This is a genomic window from Bacteroides sp. OF03-11BH (assembly GCF_003604005.1).
GTDB classification, from domain to species: Bacteria; Bacteroidota; Bacteroidia; order Bacteroidales; family Bacteroidaceae; genus Bacteroides; species Bacteroides ovatus.
The window spans coordinates 161,470-186,245 of sequence record NZ_QTMW01000001.1 but is presented as its reverse complement, the minus strand read 5'-3'; the positions used below and the strand labels follow the sequence as shown (position 1 = coordinate 186,245).

At 45.1% G+C, this 24,776-nt stretch carries 34 protein-coding genes; all 34 read right to left on the bottom strand.

Annotated features, from left to right (window positions below; genetic code table 11):
* Positions 1 to 4: 4 nt before the first annotated feature.
* Positions 5 to 181: a hypothetical protein gene (locus DXA54_RS28115; protein ID WP_008998354.1), complete on the bottom strand. Its 177-nt coding sequence runs from the start codon at positions 179 to 181 to the stop codon at positions 5 to 7.
* Entirely contained in the window at positions 181 to 627 is a 447-nt protein-coding gene (locus tag DXA54_RS00825; RefSeq protein ID WP_004318197.1) for a hypothetical protein, read from the bottom strand. The genes DXA54_RS28115 and DXA54_RS00825 overlap by 1 nt, the downstream gene beginning before the upstream one ends.
* Positions 624 to 1,058: a lysozyme gene (locus DXA54_RS00820; protein WP_004318196.1), complete on the bottom strand. Its 435-nt coding sequence runs from the start codon at positions 1,056 to 1,058 to the stop codon at positions 624 to 626. The genes DXA54_RS00825 and DXA54_RS00820 overlap by 4 nt, the downstream gene beginning before the upstream one ends.
* Positions 1,055 to 1,867 carry a hypothetical protein gene (locus DXA54_RS00815; protein ID WP_118049940.1) on the bottom strand — a complete coding sequence of 271 codons (813 nt, stop codon included), beginning with the start codon at positions 1,865 to 1,867 and terminating at the stop codon, positions 1,055 to 1,057. The genes DXA54_RS00820 and DXA54_RS00815 overlap by 4 nt, the downstream gene beginning before the upstream one ends.
* Before the next feature lie 9 nt (positions 1,868 to 1,876).
* Positions 1,877 to 2,827: a DUF6712 family protein gene (locus tag DXA54_RS00810; protein WP_118049943.1), complete on the bottom strand. Its 951-nt coding sequence runs from the start codon at positions 2,825 to 2,827 to the stop codon at positions 1,877 to 1,879.
* A complete protein-coding gene (locus tag DXA54_RS00805) occupies positions 2,811 to 3,512 on the bottom strand; it encodes a hypothetical protein (RefSeq protein ID WP_118049945.1) in 702 nt (233 codons plus the stop codon). The genes DXA54_RS00810 and DXA54_RS00805 overlap by 17 nt, the downstream gene beginning before the upstream one ends.
* A complete protein-coding gene (locus DXA54_RS00800) occupies positions 3,505 to 4,869 on the bottom strand; it encodes a hypothetical protein (protein WP_024988705.1) in 1,365 nt (454 codons plus the stop codon). The genes DXA54_RS00805 and DXA54_RS00800 overlap by 8 nt, the downstream gene beginning before the upstream one ends.
* Before the next feature lie 4 nt (positions 4,870 to 4,873).
* Complete coding sequence (locus tag DXA54_RS00795) at positions 4,874 to 5,152, bottom strand: hypothetical protein (protein ID WP_004318191.1); 279 nt, start codon at positions 5,150 to 5,152, stop codon at positions 4,874 to 4,876.
* Between the two features lie 76 nt (positions 5,153 to 5,228).
* Positions 5,229 to 5,654: a hypothetical protein gene (locus tag DXA54_RS00790; protein ID WP_118049948.1), complete on the bottom strand. Its 426-nt coding sequence runs from the start codon at positions 5,652 to 5,654 to the stop codon at positions 5,229 to 5,231.
* 20 nt (positions 5,655 to 5,674) lie between these two features.
* Positions 5,675 to 6,043 (bottom strand): hypothetical protein, encoded by a 369-nt coding sequence (locus DXA54_RS00785; RefSeq protein WP_007478410.1) that lies wholly within the window; start codon positions 6,041 to 6,043, stop codon positions 5,675 to 5,677.
* Positions 6,044 to 6,062: 19 nt separating this feature from the next.
* Entirely contained in the window at positions 6,063 to 6,290 is a 228-nt protein-coding gene (locus tag DXA54_RS00780) for a hypothetical protein (RefSeq protein WP_022042348.1), read from the bottom strand.
* 158 nt (positions 6,291 to 6,448) lie between these two features.
* Positions 6,449 to 6,682 (bottom strand): hypothetical protein, encoded by a 234-nt coding sequence (locus DXA54_RS00775; RefSeq protein WP_004318187.1) that lies wholly within the window; start codon positions 6,680 to 6,682, stop codon positions 6,449 to 6,451.
* A gap of 13 nt (positions 6,683 to 6,695) precedes the next feature.
* On the bottom strand, positions 6,696 to 7,070 hold the full coding sequence (locus DXA54_RS00770; RefSeq protein ID WP_120078822.1) for a hypothetical protein: 375 nt from the start codon (positions 7,068 to 7,070) through the stop codon (positions 6,696 to 6,698).
* A complete protein-coding gene (locus DXA54_RS00765) occupies positions 7,067 to 7,423 on the bottom strand; it encodes a hypothetical protein (protein ID WP_120078821.1) in 357 nt (118 codons plus the stop codon). Before DXA54_RS00765 ends, DXA54_RS00770 begins: the two co-directional genes overlap by 4 nt.
* Positions 7,420 to 7,770, bottom strand: a complete 351-nt coding sequence (locus DXA54_RS00760) for a hypothetical protein (protein ID WP_008775593.1) — start codon at positions 7,768 to 7,770, stop codon at positions 7,420 to 7,422. Before DXA54_RS00760 ends, DXA54_RS00765 begins: the two co-directional genes overlap by 4 nt.
* Positions 7,767 to 8,018: a hypothetical protein gene (locus DXA54_RS00755; RefSeq protein ID WP_120078820.1), complete on the bottom strand. Its 252-nt coding sequence runs from the start codon at positions 8,016 to 8,018 to the stop codon at positions 7,767 to 7,769. The genes DXA54_RS00760 and DXA54_RS00755 overlap by 4 nt, the downstream gene beginning before the upstream one ends.
* A gap of 376 nt (positions 8,019 to 8,394) precedes the next feature.
* Positions 8,395 to 8,871, bottom strand: a complete 477-nt coding sequence (locus DXA54_RS00750; RefSeq protein WP_120078819.1) for a hypothetical protein — start codon at positions 8,869 to 8,871, stop codon at positions 8,395 to 8,397.
* A gap of 444 nt (positions 8,872 to 9,315) precedes the next feature.
* Positions 9,316 to 11,043 carry a hypothetical protein gene (locus DXA54_RS00745; protein WP_117816291.1) on the bottom strand — a complete coding sequence of 576 codons (1,728 nt, stop codon included), beginning with the start codon at positions 11,041 to 11,043 and terminating at the stop codon, positions 9,316 to 9,318.
* Positions 11,003 to 11,683, bottom strand: a complete 681-nt coding sequence (locus tag DXA54_RS00740) for a hypothetical protein (RefSeq protein WP_117816293.1) — start codon at positions 11,681 to 11,683, stop codon at positions 11,003 to 11,005. Before DXA54_RS00740 ends, DXA54_RS00745 begins: the two co-directional genes overlap by 41 nt.
* Entirely contained in the window at positions 11,664 to 12,008 is a 345-nt protein-coding gene (locus DXA54_RS00735; RefSeq protein ID WP_117816325.1) for a helix-turn-helix domain containing protein, read from the bottom strand. Before DXA54_RS00735 ends, DXA54_RS00740 begins: the two co-directional genes overlap by 20 nt.
* A 291-nt stretch (positions 12,009 to 12,299) precedes the next feature.
* A complete protein-coding gene (locus DXA54_RS00730; protein WP_117816295.1) occupies positions 12,300 to 13,247 on the bottom strand; it encodes a hypothetical protein in 948 nt (315 codons plus the stop codon).
* A 114-nt stretch (positions 13,248 to 13,361) separates the two neighbouring features.
* Positions 13,362 to 14,168 carry a hypothetical protein gene (locus DXA54_RS00725; RefSeq protein ID WP_007478423.1) on the bottom strand — a complete coding sequence of 269 codons (807 nt, stop codon included), beginning with the start codon at positions 14,166 to 14,168 and terminating at the stop codon, positions 13,362 to 13,364.
* A gap of 59 nt (positions 14,169 to 14,227) precedes the next feature.
* The gene (locus DXA54_RS00720) at positions 14,228 to 16,429 is read right to left on the bottom strand and encodes a hypothetical protein (protein WP_117816297.1); all 2,202 of its coding nucleotides are present in this window, start codon (positions 16,427 to 16,429) and stop codon (positions 14,228 to 14,230) included.
* A gap of 24 nt (positions 16,430 to 16,453) precedes the next feature.
* A complete protein-coding gene (locus DXA54_RS00715; RefSeq protein ID WP_117816299.1) occupies positions 16,454 to 17,320 on the bottom strand; it encodes a S49 family peptidase in 867 nt (288 codons plus the stop codon).
* Positions 17,321 to 17,381: 61 nt separating this feature from the next.
* A complete protein-coding gene (locus tag DXA54_RS00710) occupies positions 17,382 to 17,816 on the bottom strand; it encodes a hypothetical protein (RefSeq protein WP_182303342.1) in 435 nt (144 codons plus the stop codon).
* A gap of 87 nt (positions 17,817 to 17,903) precedes the next feature.
* On the bottom strand, positions 17,904 to 18,392 hold the full coding sequence (locus DXA54_RS00705; protein ID WP_117816303.1) for a hypothetical protein: 489 nt from the start codon (positions 18,390 to 18,392) through the stop codon (positions 17,904 to 17,906).
* 594 nt (positions 18,393 to 18,986) lie between these two features.
* Positions 18,987 to 19,301 carry a hypothetical protein gene (locus DXA54_RS00700; RefSeq protein ID WP_117816305.1) on the bottom strand — a complete coding sequence of 105 codons (315 nt, stop codon included), beginning with the start codon at positions 19,299 to 19,301 and terminating at the stop codon, positions 18,987 to 18,989.
* The gene (locus DXA54_RS00695) at positions 19,298 to 22,201 is read right to left on the bottom strand and encodes a hypothetical protein (RefSeq protein WP_117816307.1); all 2,904 of its coding nucleotides are present in this window, start codon (positions 22,199 to 22,201) and stop codon (positions 19,298 to 19,300) included. The genes DXA54_RS00700 and DXA54_RS00695 overlap by 4 nt, the downstream gene beginning before the upstream one ends.
* 22 nt (positions 22,202 to 22,223) lie before the next feature.
* On the bottom strand, positions 22,224 to 22,406 hold the full coding sequence (locus DXA54_RS00690; protein WP_004318165.1) for a hypothetical protein: 183 nt from the start codon (positions 22,404 to 22,406) through the stop codon (positions 22,224 to 22,226).
* A 198-nt stretch (positions 22,407 to 22,604) separates the two neighbouring features.
* Positions 22,605 to 22,871, bottom strand: coding sequence for a hypothetical protein (locus tag DXA54_RS00685; protein ID WP_032533269.1), 267 nt, complete (start codon positions 22,869 to 22,871; stop codon positions 22,605 to 22,607).
* A gap of 10 nt (positions 22,872 to 22,881) precedes the next feature.
* Complete coding sequence (locus tag DXA54_RS00680) at positions 22,882 to 23,544, bottom strand: DNA cytosine methyltransferase (protein ID WP_117971695.1); 663 nt, start codon at positions 23,542 to 23,544, stop codon at positions 22,882 to 22,884.
* 17 nt (positions 23,545 to 23,561) lie between these two features.
* Positions 23,562 to 23,840, bottom strand: a complete 279-nt coding sequence (locus DXA54_RS00675; protein ID WP_004325856.1) for a hypothetical protein — start codon at positions 23,838 to 23,840, stop codon at positions 23,562 to 23,564.
* 122 nt (positions 23,841 to 23,962) lie between these two features.
* Positions 23,963 to 24,514: a hypothetical protein gene (locus tag DXA54_RS00670; protein ID WP_120078818.1), complete on the bottom strand. Its 552-nt coding sequence runs from the start codon at positions 24,512 to 24,514 to the stop codon at positions 23,963 to 23,965.
* 11 nt (positions 24,515 to 24,525) lie between these two features.
* Complete coding sequence (locus DXA54_RS00665; RefSeq protein ID WP_029425873.1) at positions 24,526 to 24,759, bottom strand: hypothetical protein; 234 nt, start codon at positions 24,757 to 24,759, stop codon at positions 24,526 to 24,528.
* Between the last annotated feature and the right edge of the window lie 17 nt (positions 24,760 to 24,776).

The window sequence follows — 24,776 nt, the reverse complement described above, 5'->3', positions numbered from 1 at the left end:
TCAGTTATTCATTTTTTGAAAATCCGGAAATAATGTGCCTTTTCCCGGATTCGTCTTTAACAGTTTCATTTTTCTTGTTTGAGGCATATTTATATTTCCAATAGGTACACAACGCATCATTTACACCTATTGTAATAATACCTACTATGACAGTTAACCAGAACCACGCAAAAGCATCCATTAGAATCTTGTTTTAAATGAGAAAGCCAGGCTCCACCCCGCAAACGTCCGGTAAAAGCCGGATTCCGGAAGAGTGGAAAGGCTGGTTAAATCCAGTTCCTTAGTGACAGGGCAACCGGTGGCAGAATCTTCTATCAGCATTTGTTTGATACGCTCCATAACCGGCTGCACCTCTTCGATAGTCTCATAAGCCCCTTTCCGTTGGGGATCGTACTTGCTCATAAGGAAAATAACGCATAAATTATTTTCCCTCACATTATCAGCCGAAAGGCTGGCGCCCGTTCCCGACGGGATCAGAATAAAGAGCACCGGACATTCTTCTTTTGATAGCCCCTGTATCGTCTTACTCATTTCCTCGTCAATGGTAACGGGTAGCACCTTCTTTATTTCAGGAATACGTTTTTGCACGCCTTCCCAGTATTCACGGTAAACCTTTATATCTATCATATCGTCAATCCCTGATAACGTTTCGCCTCCCATTCACGGCGGGTAACAAGCCCCGGAAGAATCTTACCGCCCCCGTATATCCACTTTTTAAACTCTGCCGGTATGGATGAATCATACGCATCCGCTCTGATCTTCTTATAAAGCGTTGATTTCTTGAATTTTCCGATACCTACATTAAAGCAAAAGCTTACTACCGCGTCAAACTGGTACTGTCCCAAATGAAGGGGAAGCGCGTTTACCTGGTTTTCTACCGCCCTGATATCCGATTCAAAGAAAGCATCGGCCTGGGCCTCGGTGATAACATCACCCGGTTTTACGCCGATCGTGTGACCGTAACCGATCGTACATACTCCCGCGGCACATACATACGCTTTCAGGCGTAACCCCTCGAATTTCTTGATCTTGTTTTTTGTTCCTGTTGTCGTTCTCATTTCTTGTTACGTTTTTGGTGTAAATACTCAAACTTACATTTATACAGATAAAGCAATACATCCCAAAAGGGTGTATCGTCCACCTCCTTCTTATTTCCGAACACGCCGGAAGCCGCCACCTCAAAGACTATCCCGGTCCAGCCGGTTTTATCGTCCGCCTTCCGGTCCTCGGATGCCAGCTTCTGGAACAATATCCGAAAGTCGATAGCTTCACCACCGATATAAACCGGTCCGGAAAGAACCATTTCCCAAACGGCGGAAAAGAAGTTTACCGCATGAATGGCAAGCAAGGAAGGAACGGCCGGCGTCTTCTCCGGGTCCTTGTACCGGTAAAGCTTTAACGTGATATCCTGGAAGATTTCATTTATAGCCGGATCGTCTTTTTCTGCTGCCGCCTGTTTGCTTTGCTGTAACAAATCCAGGCAATCACAAAAGTTACCGAAAGTAAGACCGTTCAGCATGTCACCGACACCATGCCAGCCCCCGAAATCCTGCATTAGGTTACGACCGGTTTTCAGAATAGGCGTAACGATCCGCTCGCCCTCCTTACCGGTTGTATAAGAGAAAAAGCCGTCCAGCTTTTCCAGTTGACCGTCCAGCTCTCGGATGATCTCACGCCGGTACATGGTGTAATCCGCTTTCATGCCCAGAAGGAAAGAAAGCCATTTTACGCGGAACTGTCCGGGGCTGATCGTACCGCGGTTCATCAGTACCGACAATATAAGAAACTGCCGGTACTGCTCACTACTGACTTCATCCAGGCAGGAAGGGACCTCCACCGTCTTATTATTATATGTAAACTTCTCCATGTCCGGACATTAAAAGGTTATTCCTTTGGATTGTACGGTAACACCCGGTATATAGTAATCCACCGTTTCCGACTGTGCGTCCAGCTCACGGATGATATCCTGCAATACATCCAGGTAAGCCGCCGCGTCCTGCTCCAGGCTGTTAGCAACCGACTGCCGGGCCTCTTTTTCCGCCCGCAGTTTATCTCGTACGGTTGTGCTCTGCTGCACCTGTACGATTCCACTGGGCAGAACTTCCACCGGTAAACGTTCAACGGCCTTTTTTATGGTAAGAAGTGCAAGCGGGCGGCGTACATATTCCAGCAATTTCTCCGTTAAAACGGTATCGCCTTCAATCAGTTTATTATAACGGTTCCGGGTGATAACAGGTATTATCTGCCCGTCCTGAACTTCCCGGATCATAGGAATAAGCACCAGGAAAAGCCGGTGACTTCCGATATTGTAATATTCATCGAACGTTTCCTTATTCTGAATAAGAAGCCGGTTTATAGCCTTTTTCTTAATGCCGTTCATCCAGAAATCAAACTTTTCGCGGTCCATTAGCTCCACCAACGCGTCTACGGCTTCATAAGCCAGGTTCCGGATATTCTCTTCATCCTTGAACTCCTGTAAGGCGGTCATGCCCGTTTCATTCTCTCCCAAATGTTTACCACGTCCGGCCGTTCCGTGTTGTGCGTCCAAAGTGGGAATGACCTTTAACCAGGTAAACATCGCTACCGCCTGCTGCATCAGCCGCAAAGTTTCCGCCATGCCGTCCGGTTCCGTAACGTCCGCATGATCTTCACGATAATACTTATCTACCGCGTCTATGGGTTCCGTTCCGATGATAGCCTGTAAATCCCGAATACCCAGCGGTAAGATAGGTTCCCACTTGGTAAAATCAAGATCATTATCGATCAATCCCAGGACACGGACTATTTCACCGGCCCCGTCACCGCCTTTATTAAATAACTTCGTCATTTGCTCGGTCTCTTTTTAATGTATATGGTTTCCAATTATCAAAATCCTTTGTGAAATTGTTTATTTCATCGTAGAACTCCTTATAAAAGCGGGCCAGCCCGGTATCTATCGTTATACAGGTCTGCTCCGTGCGCGGATTGGTGTTTATATTGGCCGAGCTTTCTATTACAAAATCAAAAGCGTTACCAAAACCGGCCATTACTTTAGCATGGTTACGGAAAATACAGACACGTGATCCGAAACGTTCCGCCACCTTCTTTAGGTATAAATAAACATCCGCGTAGGAACCTTGAAAGATTTCACCTACATAAAAATCCGCGCGCCCTATGTCTTTTCTCTCCAGCCATTTCTCCACCTCCTTGACATCGGTAATTGCCATGCACCAGGTAGAAATCAGAACATATTCCAACGGTTGTTGCTTCACGATCACACGAAGATAAGTAAGGCTGTCAACGTCCCCATGACTGATACAGTGATAAGACGCCCCTTTCTCAAAATGCCAGGGCAAACACTCTTCCAGGTGCAGCTCCGATTTTACTCGCCGGTCAAAATGGACGTTTTTCGTCCGGCGTGCCTTTATATGCTTGTCCGGGCTATCATTGGCCCGGTTCTCTTCCGGTTGCCGGTCGCTTACCGGTTCTTCCGGCACATCTTCCGGTTTCGGTGTGAAAAACAGACTACGCATTTTCTTTCATACGGTTAGAGGGTGAAACGTTCTGTTCCGCTTCCACTATGGTACGATAAAGCCCTACTTTCGTTGCGGTACCCGGAAAGTTGGCATTAATATACTGCTGTAACGGTTTACAAAGGATCATGTCCGGAATAGCCGTTTCGGAAGCGTTATACACTTTCAGGCTGTATAATTTTTCCGATCCGGAAGAAAGCTTGTTTTCTATAATCAGGTTTGAAAGTACCGGATCAAGACCGAAGCCGGAAGTGGCGGCAGCGTCCGCCTTATTGGATATCTTAATCTGGGCGTCCACATAATCCTTTATCTTCTTATCCAGCGGTTCCACCGTCCAGCCCTCAAAGTTATTCGCTTCCGGATTCCAGAATTTGGTCGTGTGCATGTATTTCCCGGCGTTCTGCCTTCCGGTAATATTGGAGGCGAATTTCTCCATAGCTTCGTCCTTGAAATCTTCCAGCATCTGGGCCGTGTATTTCTCGCCCGTACGCTCGCAAACCTGTTTTATACGTGCTTCCGCGCGGTCCCAGTAAGACTGCGGCGATTCGATATGCAGGGAAATGGCCGAAGCGTTTTCATTATAGGCGATCAGGATAGCGGCCAGACCGCCGGCAAGCTCCAGCCAGTCAAGCGCACCCAGAAAACGCGGCGTACTCATGAAGTCCTTGCAAAAGGAATAGATATTATAGTATTTCACGGAAACCGGATATTTGAACGGGTGGGCCGGATCAAAGACCGGGTAACGGTAAGTATAAGCCGGATCAGGATAAGGAAAGTCGCCCACAAGTACTTCCTGCGGTTCATCCTCGCCGTCGGGAGGATATACCAGGCGGGCCTTCTGATAGGGAATATGTTCCAGCCGTACCAAACGCCCGGGATTGCCCACACGCGGCGCACGGTTCCGGACAAACTTTATAAAAAAGCCCTGCATGTGTGTTAAGTCTACGAGTGAGCGGTGAAGAACCGTTGTGTAATCCCACGACTCCAGGTCGGCGGTTATTTCCGGATCGAGTTTCCAACGCCGGTAAAAACGGTTATTGTCTTCGTCGATTGCATCCTCATACAGCCGCGGGCCTTCTCCCCACTGCAAACCGGCTATTTTACCCATAATGCCTTCACCGGCGTAGAATTTATCCAGTAAACGCATGACCTCGCCCGGCATGTCGTTATTGTCACCCATGGGAACGATAAAGGTACCGTTTACGCTGATCTTCCGCGAAAAGAAAGCCCCCCGCCGGTTTAACTGGATGCTGGAAGGTTCCCAACCTTTACCGCGGCCACCGATAGAAAAGGAGATCAAACCCTTGTCGGTGCCGGTATCTATAATTCCAAAGTTGCCACTTCGTCTTATTTCCATAATCTTAAATCGTTATTCTTTTCCCGTTGAACTCCATTACCAGACATTCCCAGCAATTCAGCGGCCGGCCTGTTGTGGTGTCCGTCAGGAATAGTTTATAGCTTGAATTTTCGATGCTTTCATCCGTCGCCTTTTTCCTCAAACGGGCAGCCGTGAGTATCACCATGTCGCCGCCGTCCCGTGTCTGCCGGTTCCATTTCCGGAACTTGATAGAAAAGGTTCCCCCGGAAATGGTAATCCGCTTCATCTGTTCTACCGCTACATAAAGGTTTATTTTTTCCATAGTCGGCGGATAAAACTTTTAATCCTGCCCCAGTTATCATGGACCAGGCAAAAGGATAGAAAGAAAAACATGAATTTTAGGAACGTCCATAAGCTACACCCGTTTGTAACCTTTTCTTTTTCCTGGCTTTGTTGCTTAACGTCGGATTTACGGGTAACGACTGTTTCCGCTTGACTGGTAGTTTCCTTATGATCCTGGAAGGAACTGCTTTGATTCTTTCCAGTTCTTTTTTCAGTTTTTCGGTTGCTGAAATCAATTTCTTTAATTCTTCCGAGGCTGTCGTAGTTGATACGGATATGCGTACTATCTTCCCGGTAAACGTCAAGTACGTGCTCCTCATGGCTCGAATCTCTCCGCGCAAGTTCAATAACTCCGTCAGTAGTTGTTTGTTTTTCTTCTCCAGTTGCTTCTGTAACCGTTTTTCGTGTAACAGAGCGAGGAGAACGACAACCGTAAAAACAAGCTGCAAAACAAATAAAAATAAGTAGGTGTACGATTCCATGTCTCATGTTTATTAAGTCGTTAATTATTATTAGTATCAAAAGTGATAGATTTACGGTTCGGGCAATTCTTCACGCCGCAAAGAAACGGCTTCATAGTGTCCATTACACGGGCGTTCTGCTTGATAGCCTTTTCCATTTCGTTACATTTCTGCAGGACTTCCTTGTACTTGTTATCCACTTCGTCAAACCGTTTTTTCTGTTCCTGGTATGCGTTCTTTAGCTCCTTACGGTCATTCTTCATATCTTCTATTAGTTCCTGGTAAACCTCTTGTACTGACTTCATGGCATCAGCTTCCGCTTGTTTACGGGTATATCGGAGAGTGAATAACCAGGTCAGGCCACCCGTGCAAAGAGCCGTAATAATCGCTGTAATTATCGTTTCCGTCATATTGATAGAGTTGAAAATTCTACATTATGGTCCGGACGATACATACATGCGTCAAATAACCCGCCACAATCCCGGCCAGGTCCGCCAGAATATCCTTCCAGTCCCATTTATTACCGGGTGACATTTTATCCCCGTATTCCTTACCCAATGAAGCACCCAGGGCGAAGGGAACACCATAATTACCCAACAGGGCACATATAGCGTAATTAATTCCGAAATGCTTCCATTTGTCAGTTCCTATTTTCATAATTTGAATCATTGGTTATACTGCAAAGGTGGGAAGAACGGAAACCGACGAAAAGGACATAAAAAAGAGTGCCGGGAACCACCCCGGCACAAACAAACCCTAACCTGGGACTTAAACCCAACGGCTGCCTTTTCAGCCGGTATGCTAAATTGTTAATATTAAGGATTAGACAACTTTTCGATGTCTTTTTTCATCATACGTAATAATTGAATCCTCCTTAACACCTCATTTGTTGGTGTACTTTCATCTCCTTTCTCTATTAGGAAATCGATTAGGTCCTCAATAACTTCGATGTAACAAGCGGAAACCGGTTCCGTCTTAGTTTGCCACTGTGTCAAAATCTCGGCACTTTCATCTGTTATATGTGCGCCGTTTACTTCTATATCTTTCATAATAATTCTTTCTTTAAATGTTTTTAATCGGTGTAGTCTCTAAGGTAGTGAAATCAATTATTCCGGCCTGCCGGTATATCCCGAGGGCGACTTTCCTAAACCGTTCGTAATTACGTCTATCAATGGGCGATAACTGCCACCTCTTCATGTCTTTCATCAAATCCGGTATATTATTAGCACTATTATACAAACAGTTGTTTTTACCGTACTCGTGATGAAGTGATACAGACTGAAAATCACCGGAGAAAACAACCAACCGTAAACGTTCAAGTTCGAGGAAAGCAAACTCATCGTTTACCTTCTCCACTTTGTATGCTCTTAATTCAATGGAAGGCGCGCCGTATTCACGTCTAACGAAAAATAGGATATCAGGATTATTTGTATTCATCTGGCACCTCCTTTTAAGTCTTCTGATTTGATATGTGAAATACTTGTTATACTTTTCAGTACCCCGTCGCATATACTTTTAACTCTTAATCCGCGGGAACCGTCTTTCTTGGGTAAATTCAGGTGATAATACGGGCGGTTCCTCCAGAATGTAATCCGGAAAATCCAGCCGCGAACTTTAAAAGTAGCATTGCTTATTTTATAATCAATCTGTATCAGATCACCCGGTTTAAATTTACTTTCTTGTAGAAACATTTCCTGTATTTCTTCCTGTTCCTTCTTTATTTCCTCAATTCTTTTATCATTGTTTTGTAATTGGGTAAGTAACACTTGCTGATATTCAGTATATATCATTCGGCACCTCCTTTCTTTTCTATCTGGGGACGCTCTGAAAACCTATATATTCTTTTAACCCGGTAAATAAAAAAATAGGCTACAGGCTTGTCACAGCCGTTATTATGTGTTTTAGTGTCCTGATCTATGTGAATAAATCCGATGCCGGAAGATATTTTCAACGGCATTGTTTTAGGGTATTTCTCGTTCAGCTCCTTTACCTTTGCTTCCAGTTCAGTTTTAAAAGCATCGAAGGAAATTTCGTCAGGGCAAAGCGTATTACCAAACTGGTTTGCAAACTCTGCCATTTCAGCACATTTTCGATTCTGTGGCTTATACTCGTTAAGCTCTATAAAATAGGATGTCATTTTCGGCCTCCTTTCTGTACCTTCTTTGCCCGGTACACACAAACAACTGCACCGATAACAGCCGGCGGAAAGATAAAGGTTAGACAGAACCAGGCAATAGCAGATAAATAATAAGCATCGGAAGCCGAGTTTACGGAACAATCTTTTTCCAATTCCTGAAAATAACGATGTTGGATCGTGTTTACGTCCGTGCTACCAGTACGGAACGAAGGCACGTAGCTTGTGCCGGATTGAAATTCTTTTTTCATAACAGATATGCGGTTTTGACTATAAAAAATGAGAAAGGCGGTCACCATTTCCCATGTTCGTCAAAACCACATATCACTTACCGTCCGAAAAGCCGGGTTAAATGTAATAGGGAAAGGCAACCGCCTTGTATTAAACAAGCATTTGTCGGGCATAAAAAAAGCCCGTTGTTTATTCGAGCCAATAACCGGAGGCTCACCGGATCACCTAAGTGATACATGGATTTGACAGGGGCAAATGTCGGCATTAAATTCTAAACAAAAAAAAAAAACGTTAATAAAAGTTTATCAAGAAAGGAAATTTATCGACTCTACGATTCGTTACTTCGTAACAAAAAAACGCCCACCTGATTAAGGGTGAGCGTTAATTTATATTTTACTATTCGTATCGCTTTCTTATAGCTTCCTCGGTATCTAAAATGCTATCATTATTGGGGGTATTGTTTTCCTGTGCCTTTAAAGCCTCTTTCTCCATGTCTTCAAAATCTTTCTGTGTTATAATACCTTCGCGTATTTCATCATCAGAAACTATATCTTTACTTAATAACCAATGATACACATTTTCTCCCCCCACGGTAACAGCATACGCCTGTTCAAATTTCCACCGAAATTTTGCTAAATAATTCATGGCGTCTACCATAGAATTAAATTCAATTTTCTTCCCGGATTCATCTACCATAAACGTTTTGTATTTTCCGAAATAAGATGTTTTTTGCCCGAAGTCTATTTGTATTTTGACTTTAGAACTTAAGACTTTCCCTGTACCAACAATTTCACAAAACGTTTTTCGAGTTTCTTGTGCTGTAGCTGCTACTACTAAAATAGCCAACACGGTAATTAATAATAATTTCTTCATATCAGTAACTTAAAATTAGTGTATACTTTCGTCTGTACCACCCGTAAGTTCTGACGGTTATATGCAGTGTAATTTTGACGGCTGCAAAAATACTTAATATGTACAATTATAAAGAATATTATCCCCAAAAATGAAAGGCAACCGCCCCAAAATACACGGTAATTCATGAAAAACGCCCCAAAAAATGAAGCAAAAACGCATAAAAAACACGCTTTTTCGCGTAAAATTTTGGTCTAAATGCAGATAAACGACTGAAAAACAATCAAAAACCGGAGAAAATTTCAAAAACTAAAAAAATAGCACCTTCCGAAGACCGAGCCGCTCAGAAGTCGGAAAGCAGTTGCCCTCCCCCTAAAAGGTGAAATATGACCTCTGGGGAGGGGTACCCGTAACCTGGTAACACAAAAAACGCCGGAAAAGCAATTTTCCAGCGTTACAAGGCAATTACCTTTTATGCCTGTTCTCTATCCATTGGTCCACAAACGAATCGGCCTGCAGCGTCCGTTTGCCTCGTACTAAAGCTATCCAGCCGGGGCGCATCAGTAAGTATTTGAAAGCGTCGGAGAAATTGGTGGATAACATCGGTAGTTTTTTCGGTGCCAGCTTTTCGGACTTCTTCACTTTGAACACTACCTTAGAATTACCCCGGTATTTGATTTCAGCCTTTGCCTTTTCTACGGAACTAACCATTTCTTTACAGTTCACCGCATCAACCAACAGGATAGGCAGGTTCTTGTTGGTACCGCCCATAATCTCCTGCATAAAGTCGTATTCCGCATCCTGCCGGATAACTGCCTGTTTACGGCTCTTTAGGTTTACGATCCAGCCGGTACGGTTTCCGCTGCCGTCTTTTTCTATGGCGTCTTTGATCTTACCCGCGTAATCCTCCTTCTGTTTCTCAAAGTTATTACCTGCACGGTCATAGTACAAATCCAGTTCTTTATATTCGTGGTTCTGGAAGAAAGTGAGGAACTGGTCGGCGATCTCCCGGAACCAGCCCGGCGGTATCTCAAAAAAGTTCTTATGTACCCGGTAATAAGCACCGTCCGCCTGACCGATCACCAAAGAAAGCATATTACCGAAGTCCATACCGCCTTCAATCGTTTTATCATGGTGCAGGTACCGGAGTTCCCGCGAGCTATAAGCGGCCTCCCCGGACGCGGTACCGTTATAATACTTATGTCCTTCACCAAACAACACATAGAAACGTAAATCCCTGCGAAGACCGGGACGCATACCCACCACCGACTTTTTAAATTCGTGAAGCTCCATTGTTCCATTATACATACGCTTTAAATACTCTATCGTAAGTATCTCAACATTAGCGAATGAAGAAGCGTTAAGAAAGAACGTTTGTCCTTTTCTCAACTTCAACAAAGCCCGGTCGTAATATTCAATATCCCGTTTCAAACGTTTCAGTTTCAAGGAGGAAGGCTTGTTCTTTCTTTGTTCCCGTAAAAAGGAAATTATCAAGTCATTACGTACACTTGCCGCCTGTACTATTTTAATGATCCGTTCCGGGTCCATTTGCTTGACATACCGGAAAAACCAGTCGTACTCGTTTTCGTCGATATCCGGCATGTCGGTAGTAATGGTTATCCCCAGGAACAAATGGGAATGTCCGTAAGTGATCGCATCACCGCGAAGAATAGGCATAGCGCGGTTTACTTTCATTTCCTTGTCGTACTTCGCTTCATCATAAAACAGATGTATTACAGACTTTCCGGCAAGCAGGGAAGGGTTATCCAGTGATCCCATGAAAATAACACATCCGTTCCAGAAGCTATAAACATGCTTATAATCATCCACGATAACCGAACATTTACGCCGCCAGGATTCAGGCGGGCGGGTATCTTTTACATAGTGTACCCCTTCGATCAGGCCCATAAGCTGCCAGCCCTTCTGAACGGCCGGCATTATATTATCTTCCAGGTTACTGTAGGTATTGGCAACAAAAGCAAACGCACCGCCGGGCATTTCTTCCACACACCGGGCGGAACGCCTGGCTTGTATAACGGTGGATTTGGCCATACCGCGCCCGTCAACAGATACAAGGATAGTAGTATCGATCCAGTCCGTCAGGACCTGGATTATATGGCCGTATTTTATCTCCACATCGTCGGCGTTGGCGTTACTCACCTTCGTTATCTTCCCCGAACTCTTTGATATCATACAACATACGTTTTTTCAGGTCAAAAGCTTTAATACGCGCATCCTCTTTTATATTCTCACGTACAATAACAGGAATTTCCGGTATCGCGTCGATAAATTCTTCCAGTTCTTTACGGTCGATTTCAGGAACACCCAGATCCTTACGGCTGGTAGTATAAATAACCGTACTTTTCTGTGAAAGCAGTTCCTCCGGTATTTCGGCCTGTTGATCCTTGTAACATCCGCGAAGTTCCGCCGCCAATTTCAGCAGGTTCTTAGCCTCCTTCACATTTCCCATAAGAAAAACAGTATTCGCCCAATTTTCGGCCTTTTCAGCATACAGATTAGCGAAAGCCTGCGGGCGTACGTTATCCTGCGTATAAAAGAAATTGAGACTGTCGGCGTACACCTGGCGGGCCATCCAGTCCGAAAGCCCGTAAGGTTCCGACTTCAAAAGGCGGATGATACCGGCCTTTGTCACCAACTTACCATTTATACGCATACGGGCACGAAGTCCCCGTACCATTTCCATAAGGCTATAATATTCTCTTTCATCGGGTGCGAGGGCTTCCAACGTACCGGTAGAAAGAATCCTTTGAATCTGGTTAATATCTACCTTGTCAAAGTCTATTCGTGAGGGCTTAATTAAATTCGTCGTCATCCATTTGTTCGATTAAACGTTCGAAAGTGTGTCTTTTCCGTACGGCCTCCAGCTGTTTTATAGCTTCCACGTTTCCGCCTTCCGCCGCTTCATGGAGTTTTATTTCAGGAGCGGCACGTGCTACCAGAATCCCTTCCCGGATCAGGAAGTTAACAGAAGTTCCTACCGTTTCCGCATCCTGGACAAAAAGCCCGGCATCCTCCAGAGAAAGCCCCAGGGAAACGGCTATATCTTTCGGGGAATATCCTAAAGAAGATAAACGCCGTACATCCTCCTTTTGCTGCGCATCCAGGTAAATACTATCCACCACCGTTAAATCGTTCATACGCATCTTTTATTCGTTTCTGTGCGGGTTATTAGTTATACTGCTCTTTCTTTCTCATCCCACGGATTAAAATCTTCCTCTATGGGTATTTCTTCTTCGTGATAATGCTTCATTCTATCTTAGGTTTGTTATCATTGGAAAGTTGTTTAATCCGGCTCTCTTCTTTTTCTATCCGGAGGGTTAATATTTTGAGCTGGTGCCCCAGCTCCGAGCGGTCGCAAGGATGAGAGAAACGGCCCAGGTTCTTTGTGATCCGTTGCCGTTTCCCTGTCAGACTGGCAATAAGTTCAATTACTTTTTTTTTCGCGCCTCGATTTCTTCCTCTATGGCCTTCTGTGTAGTTTCCCACTTTTGGATCAATGCAAGGGCACTCGCTTTCTTCTTCTCATCATCCCCGGCCTGTTCCAGTTTCGCCTTATTCTTTGAAAGGTTGGCACGAGCGTTATTCAGTGCCTTTTGTATGTCGATATCCGAAAGGTTCTCAACACCCTTACGGACGGACAAACTTTTTACCTTCTCACATTTACCCAGAATCTTTCCGTTTTCCCGGTAATATTCCAGTTCATCCCACATCTCGCGGTTAGCGATGAAGTTTTCCACAACCGCCTGCGCTTCCTGTGCTGTAGAAAGTGAATTGACATCATCCGGCGTAGCCTCCAGACGGGCGAAAGCTTCCTTATATTTCCCGTATGCGGTGAACATGTCGGAAACAAGTATTTTCAGAATGTCGGGACAATCCGGAGAGTTCAGGAAAGTAAATTTCTCGCGGAAACGTATCATTTTGGTTACGGTTTCCGGGGCTGCCTTGTATCGTTTCTCCGCCTGATCCAGTTCCTCTTCCAGCTCTTCCACACGGTCGGCATTTTCATCCATGGAAAGAACCTTATCCCGGAAATCGGACGAAACGAGTTCTTCCACGCTGACGCCAAAAGATTCGGCAAGTTCCAGCAGCAAATCATCGCTGTATTTTACCGGCGTTTTGGGTGTTTCCTCCCGGGCGGGTTCCATTTTTGCCACGACCGGCTGTTTGGAGTTGCGCCGGATCGTCTTAAATTCACGTTCGGAAAGCCCGGCCAGCTTCCGTAGTTCCTCTAAAAGAATGGCCTTCATCGTTTCCGTTTCTCCCTGCCGGCGAAATGACTTCTTTAACATACGGTTGATACCGTATTTCTCGTACAGTTCCACGCCCTGAATAAAGTTACGCGGACCGGCCAGATAGGTAATAATTTCCTGTTTCATACTATATAAAATTTGATGATACAAAGAAAAAAGGGGGCAATTACCCCAAAAAGGACAAAGGGTGGCCGGGCATGTGCTGCCGGTCACCCTTTGAATTATATGAAAGCCGTTTATTTATGCCTCATAACGGCTTTGTTCAATCCATTTCATAGCCTCCGAACCGTCGTTAAACGCCCGCAACGTCAGTTGGGAACCTTCGGAAGCGGTAAACGTTTTACCACCTTTCAAAAGGAAATTACCGCCTTTTTCCACTGTTGGCGCAACGCCCGAACATCCCATAAGGGTAATTACCGATCCATGACTTCCACCGGTAACACCGGCTATTTTAGCCGCACCTGCGGAAAGCTGGTACTGCCCGTCCGTCTGGTAATCTATATCCGTGGCACCGGCTTCCACTACGGCCACCGGCTCTTCCAGGGTATCGGTACCCCGGTAAATGGCGATATCATCCCCCTTGCTGATCTGGGTGAAAGTAAGTTCGTTCGTATTCGATTCATTGGAACCGGTATAAGAAACGGATAACTTACACGGGTTACAGGGCGTTCCGATCAGATCGGCAGGCTTTCCGCTACAATAACGGAGCACAACGATACATTTCTTGGACAGCCAGTTTGTCTTAAACTCGCGAATTTCCTGTTCGTTACCGGGATGATTGAACTTAATGGAAGGCGTATAGCCTTCGGCGTCCGTTTCTCCGTCACTGTTGGAACTGATTTCAGCGGTACCGGGTGTCAGATAAATACCGATCGCATAACGTCCCGCCTTCATTACGATATCCTCTTCGATAACCACGCCGGCATCGTTTCTCGGCGGAAAGGAAAGAATATCGTCAACGTCGTAAATTACGAGCTGATCTTTGGGCTGAATACCGTTACCGGGATTACCGGCCGGCCTTCTTACGCTTGCTTTTACGTATGTCATAACTTAATGATTTATAAGGTTATAAAATGGAAGGGATAAAGTACCCCTTCCGTTAAAAATTAGCCTCTTGCCACTTCGTAGAATTTACCGTCGGCGGCTTTTGCCAGCTTGATAAACTTACCTTCGGAAAGCGTCATAGCTTCGGTTAAGACAAAGTTTCCGCCGGCTGCAATGGTGGAAGCATATTCAGAACCGCTTCCGTAGATCGTGTAAACGACACCGGTTTCCGCATCGGTAAAGTTAATGATTGCCGTTGCCTTTGTATTCTCACCGGTAACGAATACTTCACCGTCAAGCAAGGAAGGTGTCGTTTCATCCGGTGCAAACTGCAACGCATCGGAAGAAGCGTTTTCGCGGCCGATCTCGATAAATTTACCGTCGGCACGTTTCATCAGTTTAATAACATCCCCTTTACCGGGCTGCCAGGCGTCGGAAATAAGTTCAAAGTTTCCGCTTTTCTCAATCTTAACACCTTTATCCACGCTTCCGCATTTCAGGGAAATAACCGTACCTACCGGCGCATCTTCAATATCAGTAATAGCAAATTCGGCTGTATTGGCTACGGTAACAATGGAGGTATGAAGCTTGGCCGACGGGTTCTTGTCCTTGTCAGCGTCCACAAAGTAAGACGCCGGGCGGTCATACTCATTACAGAAGATCATCTGACGGTTATAGTCCATATCTTCTTTCTTGGTGTACTTGAAGCCCACGGCAATAGCCCAGATACTTTCACGCCAGTTACTCCAGACTTTCAGGCTCCAGTCTTCCTGCTCCAGGTTGAAAGCCGTCATTTCACCCGGTTTGTCCTCGTAGGTTTTAATGTTGCCTTCAAACGTCCAGAAGATACGGTGGTGGTTGTCAGCATTGGGAACCGGGATAATCTTCACCGCCGGATATTCCTTTACATACATGATATTAGCCTTGTAATCCTGGTTCTGCCCGTAATGCAGTTCATTGTATTTATGATACAATACAATAAAGTGCGAAGGCATATAAAGTGCCAGGTTACCGCTGTCACGAAGAACCGCCGGGATCATGGAAGTACCCTTGTACACCTTTTCACCGATGTTTGCTTCGGTAAGTTCTCCCAGCTCGAACGGTTTGATCTGGTAAACGAACTTTCCGTTATTGATATCGGTATGTCCATTCACTTTCTTGTTCAGGAACTCATACAGACCGTCAGCTGCAGCAAGTGCTTTGCCCGGTTCGTTCAAATTCGGGTCCTTACGGATTCCGTTAATACGGCGTTGTTCACGCTCGTTATGCAACTTTTTGGCGGTTTCGGCTAAGATGTACTCGATAAAAGACCACTTGATAGGGTTTGAACCTTCCTTGTTCAAAGTGCCGATCCAGGTTTTCTCCAGAGCCTTTAAATTTTTGAAACGGTGTGCAAACATCACGTTGAACATGCGCAAGGTTTCATCGTCGAACTCGTAGGAACCTTTAGTCACCTTGTCGAAGTCGGATTCCTCATTACCGGCCTGTGAGAACTCACCCAGCCAGATATTAACCAGCGTAGCCAAATCCTGATAACCGGATTCAAGCGGGAAAATACTTTCAATGGAAGGAAGTTCCATTAAAAACGACTGCAAACGCTGTTGCCAGGGAATACGGTAAAAGGCACCGAGGTCTTCCTTCAAACGGCTGTAGTCAATGGAACTTGCTTTCGGAAGAGCGATCATTTCAAAACCGGCAGCCTCCATTAACGCAGCTTTGGCACGAAGGTTATACGGGCGGTCCAGTGAGAACATTTCACCCTGCAAGCCTCCCAGCTGCTTTTCATCCTGGAGATTGAATTTTCCCTTACCGTCCGCCTGGGCGTTGTGTTGCTTCCCTTTACCCGGATCATCTTCCGCAGCGGCCGAAAGTTGGGCGATAATACCGGAAAGCTTCGTTATTTCGGCATCCTTCTTGGCAATTAACGCGGTGTTGTTTCGGTTTTCGTCACGCTGTTGCGTCTGCAAGGCTTCAAGCTGTTCCTGTGCCTGTGTCAAACGGGCGGCAGTATCACCTAACAAACCGCGAAGGAAAGCGGTAGTTCTGGGTTCCTCGGTTTCCTCTCCCTGGTTCCCGTCTTCGGCTTCGTCCTGGAAATCGTTTTCGAGAGACGCTTTAAAGTCCGTGAGGAATTTTTCGGTAAAACCGTAATTTTTCAGTTTTGCCACTTCCTCGGCCGTGATAGAGTTTTTGTCCTCTACCTTGCTCCATTCCGACAGGCCCAACAGGGCCAGAATGTGAGCGGAAAAGCTCTTAAATTTCATATATACAAAATTTTGAAGTTAATACTATATGTTATACATCGCATTTACTTTTCTGACGGTAGCCTGTGCCAGTACCCACTTTACCGCGTCTTCCAGCGTACCGAACTGATCGATATAGCCGTTTGCCACGGCTACGTCGCCGGTGAATATCTGTCCCCGGAAAAGGGGAAGTTCCGGATCGTAGGCAATACCCAGATTCCGACTGATCGCATCGCAGAAAATGCGGTGCATGACGGCCAGACGTTGCTTTATAGGCTCTTCGTTGTTGTCATCTTCAATCGCGCGGGTTTCATAGTTTTTCAGATCGGCACTATCCGGATAGATTTCCCGGTAATCAATGCCCTGTTTCTTGAAATATTTCTTAAAGGATTGGTAAGTAAGCATGATACCGACGGAACCGACTTCACACATAGGGGAAGCGATAAAGGTTCTGCCGGCGGCGGTTCCCAGCCAGAAATGGGCACTCCCCATGGTACCGGCCACATAGGTAGCTATAGGTTTGGAAGATTCGGCAATCATTTTAGCCGCCAGGTCCACATGCGCAACCATTCCGCCCGGACCGTTGATCCACAGGACCGCACCGCAAATCTTAGGATTATCGAAAACATCCCGGAGCTGCTTTTCCAGGCGGTAAGTCTCCCAGGAATACAAGGTGCCCTCCAGGATAATGACGGCCACACTGTCAGCCGGCAGCGTCTCATCGTCCAGTTCCCACCGGTTGGCAAGGTAAGGCGTAGTAGCGTAGGCGGTTATTTTATTATTGTCGAGCCGTTTTTCGATCGCATCCAGGTTGCCGGCTGCAACACACGGCACAAGTAAAGAAAGCAACCGGTAATAATCATTATCAGCGATTGCCCAAGGTGCTGTAAAAATCTCCTGTATTTTGTCCACGTTCTCTTTTTTACGACAAAGAAAACGCCTATATCATAGGTAGAGAAGGACTGAAAGGAACCTATAGGAACGCATCAACACCCAGCCCCGTACCGGACAGGGTGCAGTTATACAGGCCCCCGCCGATCTCAAAAGAAAAGGTAAGCGGGTAATCAGGAGAACCGGAAACACGGGTATTACCCGTTTCATCAGTATAGAGAGCGACAAAGGGCGTCGCTTTCAGATTTTCCAGGTAAAGCGTCTTATTTTGCGACACGTCGGCAAGCTTGAAGGTATGTTTTTTAGTATAGACGTCTTCATTTTTGCTATCACCCGGTTTTAAGGTTCCCGGTACGATCATAAGAATATCAGGTTTTCCGATAGAGCGGATAACGACTTTCGAACGCACGACGCCAAAATGAATAATGTTGTAAACGGGAACCAGTTGCAGACTATGGGCGGCGGAAATTAACTTTCTTGACATAATTACAGATATAAAGTATTGATAATCAAACATTCAGCATTTTTCAGACGTTTTTCAGCCAAAAACCGGACAAAAAAGGACAAACAGATACACTTGGTAGGTAAAAAATAACTTGCTTTTTTACACTTTTTTTCGGTTATAGGCCCTTTTCTTCTTACGTCTGAAACTATCCCGCCACCGCTGGTAGTTTTTCAGTAGTCCGTCTTCCTGAATGGAAGATATATTATACTTTTTCAGAAAGGTAAAAACGGTTTCCTTAAATTCGATACCGTGCAGGTGCTTGTTTTCGTCCATGAGTTCGTGCAGCTCGGCCCACATCAGGGCACGCAGACGCTTTTCAAGAATGGCGGTACCGCGTACGGAAATGTAATTGAACTGTTCCGGAGACTTGCCGCCGGCAAAATTGGCCTCCCGGCGGTCAGGCAGCATAAACTCCAAGTTGCCACGGTCAGCCGGACAATTTACCGGCCGTTTCTCCATGAGGTCGTAAACGGTCACATAAATATCGGACGAGGAAGGAAAACGGACGGTACCGACCGTTTCGTCGTAATATTTGCCCCGGACGTATTCGGCCAGGTAGGATTCGATCTGTATTCGGGTGGTAATCATAGCAATAACATTCCTTTTTAAAGGCAAAGATATTCCTTTATCGGCTGTTGGTCTGCCATTTACGGGAAAATGTAGGCATTCGACCGCCATTTTGATAAATATACTCCGGGAGAATAATTATAATACACTTTTTCATGCCGCCACACGCCCGGAATTTTCTCCGCCAGGCTGTGCTGATATAATCCGGTACTAAATTTTTGTAATTTCGTAACCGAGCAACCGGCAAAGATAAATTCCTGTATCTTAGCAACTTAGTAACGTTACTAATTTCCGTTACAAAAAAATGGCCGGAAAACAGTTTGTAACCGGGCTTACCGGTAGAAGATAAAAAGGCCGGTGTTACAAACCGGAAAAATTCGTAACCGTTTTGTAACTGCAACTTCGTAACCTTTATTTCCTATTTATTTATTTGATTTTCAGACTTTTTTCTTTCAAGCAAACAAAGGTTACAAGGTTACTAAAATTTTGTATGAAATAGAGGTGGGGTATGGGGAGGGAAGCCGGGCGGGACGCATCTGTTTCCATACGAAAAGAGGGACCGACACATTCGTATCTGGTCCCTCTTTTCGTATTTTATACCGGCTCCGATCCGTCTTATACGCGATGTTTGCACCTGCTTAAAATCCATTCCTTTACGTCCGGGGGTATATAGCGGTGCACGACGGCCGTATAGTCTTCGTTAAATTCATACTCCAGGTAGTTGTCGCCTTCCAGGATAAAAACACAGGCCGTTTTGATGATCCATTCGAGCTGCTCGCCCGAATAGCGTTCCAGCGCCAGGACGGTACCGGGTTTCATACGCTCCAGATAGCGGTAGACCTGTTCGGCGAATTTCCGGAACTTCTCGCCGCTGTTCCAGAGCGCGGTAAACTCGGACATGCTGTTTAATTTCAAATGCGCGTTATTCATTCATCCGGTCGTTCATCAGGTACAAACATGAGTGTCGGATCGGCCGGTTCCGTTCCACCACCGGCAGCCGTTTCCGCCGTGCCGCATGAACGCAGATAGATCATGTCGGCGGCCTTGCCGTCGTTATCCTTGCGTACGATACGCCCCTGGGAGTTACAAAGGTCCTTCGGGTTGAGTTCGTCAATGTAAGGGCAAAGGGCCACAAAGCCTTTGAGGGCCTTTGTAAAACGCTGCATCGTGATTTTATTCACACCGGAAAAGCTTTTGTAATCAGCAAAAGCCTTTTCACGGACGATAAAGCTGTCCAGGTGCTCGCTGTCCGGAGAGAAATAAGAGTTCGCCCAGTCCTCAAAGTTATTGCCCATATCGGCCTTGTATTTACGCCTGATAATGTTTTCCATGGGCGGAAGCAGTTTTATAGATTCCTCGCAAAGGGAAAGGTAAAAACGGCAGCACTGCAAGAAGAAATTTATATCGGCGTTCCACTCGTTCTCGCTGTAAGTCTTGGAAAACAAATCCTTACCGAAATCGTCCCGGATAGAACGCGTTTCCCGGTAGTCGTTATCTTCCGTACGCTGGTGGTAGTAGTCGGAGAATACCAGGTACAGCAAACGGGCTTCCGTAGACGGATCAAAATCAATAGGTACGTAATTAGTTGTAAATCCCAGCTTGGCCGATTCCTCGAAAGGTATAGTAAACGACTGGTTATTCTTCGGGTTCACGGTCATATCTGACGTGATGATATCGTAAAACAGGCCCGTATTAAGATACCGGTCGCAATCATCCACCAAAATAAAATCGGTATGCTGGTTTACCTGGTCGAACACATGCGGATTATCCATTAACTTAGGATTACGGCCGGAAAGCTTGACGGTCTTCATAAAGTAGGAAAGAGCCTTGAACATGAATGATTTACCCGAACGTCCGTTACATTCACCGTCTTCACCGATCTTGTTATCCATGGCCTGTGGTGCCCAGGCACGCGAAGGGGATTTATAACGATGCAGCATATAACCGATAGTAAATATCTTATTGATAAGATTTCTTTTCTGTTCGGCGACTTCTTCCGCCGTGAGGCCTTCCCCCTCGATATCGAATTTATGTTTTTCCCGGTAGGATTCAGCTTCCCCCACGCTCTTGTCATCGAAATTATACTCCAGTTCCTTACGCCAGTAAACGCGGCTCGAATTGATTACATAACCAAAAAAGTTAGACGGGACGGCATTGATCCGGATATCAAAAACATCGTTCCCCTCTATGTCTTTTTTACGGGAAATGGTAAACATGTCTTCCATTAGACGGACTTTGTGTTTCAGGACGTTTTCTTCCCAAACGTAGTGGGACAATGTGCTGCCGTTGGCCGGATGCTCCTTTATACCAGTACCGCTTACCTCCATGCTGCAACCGGGAAAGAAGAACATCTGCGTATTATGGGTATAATTGGTAAAGTCCAGTTCGATCTCCTGCAAGTTGTCCAGGGCCGTATCTGACAGTTTGGGGCTGTTCAGAATAAGGTTCCTTATATCGCGGGATAAAAAGCTCTCTTGGGCCCACTCACGGATAAACTTCCGGATATCCTTTGCCTTTATCAGTTTTACGATATTGCCGGTAATACGGATGTATTTCGTTGAACTGGAATTTTCATCATGAAGCGAATAGAAACCGTTAAGACGTAAAAAGTAGTGAAGGCAGTCCGCGTCTATATTGTGATCCCATTGCCGGGATTTCTCGTTAAACTTGGAATACCAGAATTTGGCGGGCATGGCAAGCGTCATAAGGTTACGGAAATCTTCGTTCTTGCTTCTTAATTCCATGAAGTCCCGGAAGTCCTTACGCGGTTTGCCCCGCTGGTCCCGGTAAGTGGTAAGCCAGGCCGGTAGCCAGATCGTATGGATATCGATAAAGCGTAATGCAAGTTCCGTACCCTTCACCCTGCCCGTCGTGTCGATATCGGGTATGTTATACAGGACCTCAACGTATTTCATGATCTCCTTGTAGTCCTGTTCGGAAAGTTTATACGTCTCCGAATTAAACCAGATCGGGGAAAAGCCCAGCGATTTAACACACAGGGCGTCGCGCTCTCCGGAACATATAAACGCCTCCTGCAGCTTCTGCTCCTTATAGGGCTTTTCAGCATTGGCCGGATTCTTTTTAAAGGCGGCTTCCTCCCTGGAATTAAATTCCCGGTATAAGGCTTTCAGTTCGGAAAGGCCGTTTATATAGTCTTTCGGCTTGACACCTTCCGGGGTGTAGGAAAAACGCCACTGCTTGTCCGGATTCAGGGGCTCGTATATTTTATAGAACTTCACTTCGGGCGTGTCACCCTCGGCCGGTTTTACCAGACATTCGCGCATAAAGATAGGGTATGTCGCAGTCGCGTATTTATAAGTTACCTCGCGATTTTTTACATACCCTATGTATTTGGCCGAATACCAGTGCAGGGCCTCGGCGTTCTCCTGGGTGACACGGGGGCCGAGTATGCGTAACTGATCCGGGGTGAGATGATCGGCAAGCTCGAAAATTTTAGTACCGTCTTTCTGATCCTGGGAGGCCGGAACCTTACGGATATCCGGCTTGTTTACGTTACGGTTGAGTTCATCGGTTACGTTGTACATGGATGCAAGTTTAAGGATAGCCTCGTTAAACCGGAGGCCTTCCTCATACATGCAGATATCGACAGGGCTTTGAGCCGTTCCGGTATCGCCGAAATCCGTTACCTTATAAACCTGCTGGGAACCTTCCTTTCCGAACAATTTGATACAGGCCGACGCGTCGTCCTCTGACGGCCGGCGTTTGAAATGGCGGTTGGTTCCGACACAATCCCGGGCTTGCGGATAATAATGTAGAATAATATCCAGCCCGTTGTTGGTTACTTTGTAGATGTCTTCTGCCTTTATCATCGTTATAAAGTTACATAGTTACTTATTTTTCGTTGTTTTCCTCCTGCTTTGTTTTCAAGTCTCCCCAAGGTTGATACAGGAAAACGAATAATAACAGCCAAAGAAAGGCGGTTTTACCCGTATAATAAATGACAAAGGCAATCAGTCCCATAAAGGCAACCACGATAATAGCGTGGGCGATGTATTTTAAATTTTTATCTTTCATTGTTCAAACATGTTATACTGAATTGAAAAACCGAATTTGCTTAATCTCCTTTCCTGGAGAAGGGAACGTTTGTCATGTGAAGGCATAATGGCCACCAGGTGCTTTGTATCGAACTGGTAACCTTTCTTCCGCATCTGATAACGTAGGTTTCTTAGGCGTCTGTCTTCTTTCATGGCATTTCGTTAAGATCGTCTTAGTTTACAGAAGGCATGGCACACTATCGCAAAGGATAGCGTTTAAATCCTCCTGTATGGTTTCCTGCTGCTTCTTGTTCAGGTGTACCAGGAAATAACCTTTTCCGCCGGAAAGATTCTTAATCTCCGCCAGATTATACTTCCGGTCCACCGCATCCACGAACGCAGGGGATTCCATGGGGCGGAAGCTACTGAATATTTTATAAGTTCCACTGCTGCCTTCTATTCGTAGCGTGGTTAATTCATCGGGGGTGGTAATTGTTGATTTCATTTCTATTCTGTTATACGCCAAACAAAATTTGCTGTTTGGCAGATTTTAAATTATAACTTTCTATTGCTCTATCCAGTATGGCACGCCCTATCAACGGGTCTACACAGTTACGGAGAAGTTTTTCTTTTGCTGGATAACTATATTTATCCAGGTCAAATCCAAGCTTTGACATTTCCTTTTTTCTAATTTCTCCCTGAGTAATTCCCAACTTATCTTTATCGCCGCACATTCGACTTATTTTTATACGGCTTTCCAGATGCGGTATTTTAAAATTAGACCAGAAATAGTGTCGCCCACTTACCTGAGGAGGAATTAACGGGTCATAATAGCTCTTCACATTTTCAATGACATAACAACCTTGAAAAAAGTGTTGTAGTAATATTATCTCTTGATAAAGATTCATGTCCGGGTAACGGATGATTCCTTTAGCATTCAGGAAGTAATTTGTTATTGAGTGAGACGGGCATGGTGGCGAAGCCCAAACAAAATCGTACTCCATATAATGTTCTAAAAGGAATTGATGCGCATCCCCAATTACTACCGTGTCACCTGGATATAAGTCTTTATATATTTCCGCAATTCGGGGGTCGAGTTCAACCGCTGTTATATGATGAATATCACCCCAAAGTTTACGGTTTCCTCCAATGCCGGCATATAAATTAAGTATCTTCATTTCTTACTTGATTTGAATTATTTTTCACCACTTATTTTTAATTTTACCAATTCACCAATAGGATAGGTCGTATGTTTCGGTCTGTTTATTTTCACTTTATGAGAAGAAAGAAACAACGGAACAGATTCTATTCGATAGAAAGTGTAGTAAGCTTCTTTAGGAGCCGTTTTTACATATTTCTTTAAATATTCTTCTGCTTTATTTCTCGTATCAAATGCGGCAAGGATAGAAAACCAAACGCCGTCTTCTTCGTATTTTCCAGATTCCCTTTTAGTTACTATGTAAATTTTGCTCATTGTTGTTTATAGCTGTGCCGGAGGATAGCATCGAACTACCAATAACACCCGCTTTCGCCCTTCGGGGTTATCTCCACACTCCGGCGGTTATTATATGGAGCGGCAAAAGCCGCCCCGGTTATTTATTCACTTTTCTTTTCCGGAAGAAAAACAAAGTCCGCCCAAATATCAAGGAATTGTCGACCGCAATACGCTGCCAGTTCTGACGTTTTGAAGGCAAGCCGAACACCGATGCTCGCATTCGCGTACGATGAATCGTAACTCGCGTACGCATACGAAACACCGCCCAACGCGACCGCGCCGTTGCTCGACCGATACACCACACGAGACTTTTCTTCCTCGTCCAACTTATTGTATTCTTCCCCTGTATAAAGAATAAACCAAGGATAATAACGGTATTCATCCTCTATAAATTGAGGTTCCCAGCCTTCATTTAAAGCCTTGACAATGATACGGAGTTTCAGGAAAGCCAGAACGTCAGGTTCAAGACCGAGGGATATTTTATCCCGGCTCCATGCTTCCGCATCAATGCCAATTTCACGGCAGGCGTCCTCAAACGTCTTAATACGTTCTTTTACGTCTTTCTCCGGTTCATCAATAAGAGTTAAGATGCCATTTCTCCAGACGGCCGTTTTACCTTCCGGAATTTCGATTTCTAATTTCTTTGATTTCATTTTTCTTTTATTTATTGATTTTCACTATGGAAGATTTTTACGCCTGTTACTTCCTCGATCTTATCCTTGGCAAGTTCGGGAATACGACAACGACTACCCCGCCAATTACGAAAGGTATGTAATGGCACTTTACATGCTTCTGCCAATTTAAGGGACATTTCAGAAGATTCTTTTACCGGCAAATTCAAAAGGTACATTCTTAGTTTCTCGCCGTCATCATTCCTTTTTAATTTTTTTTTCGTCATACCTTTGTGATAAATAT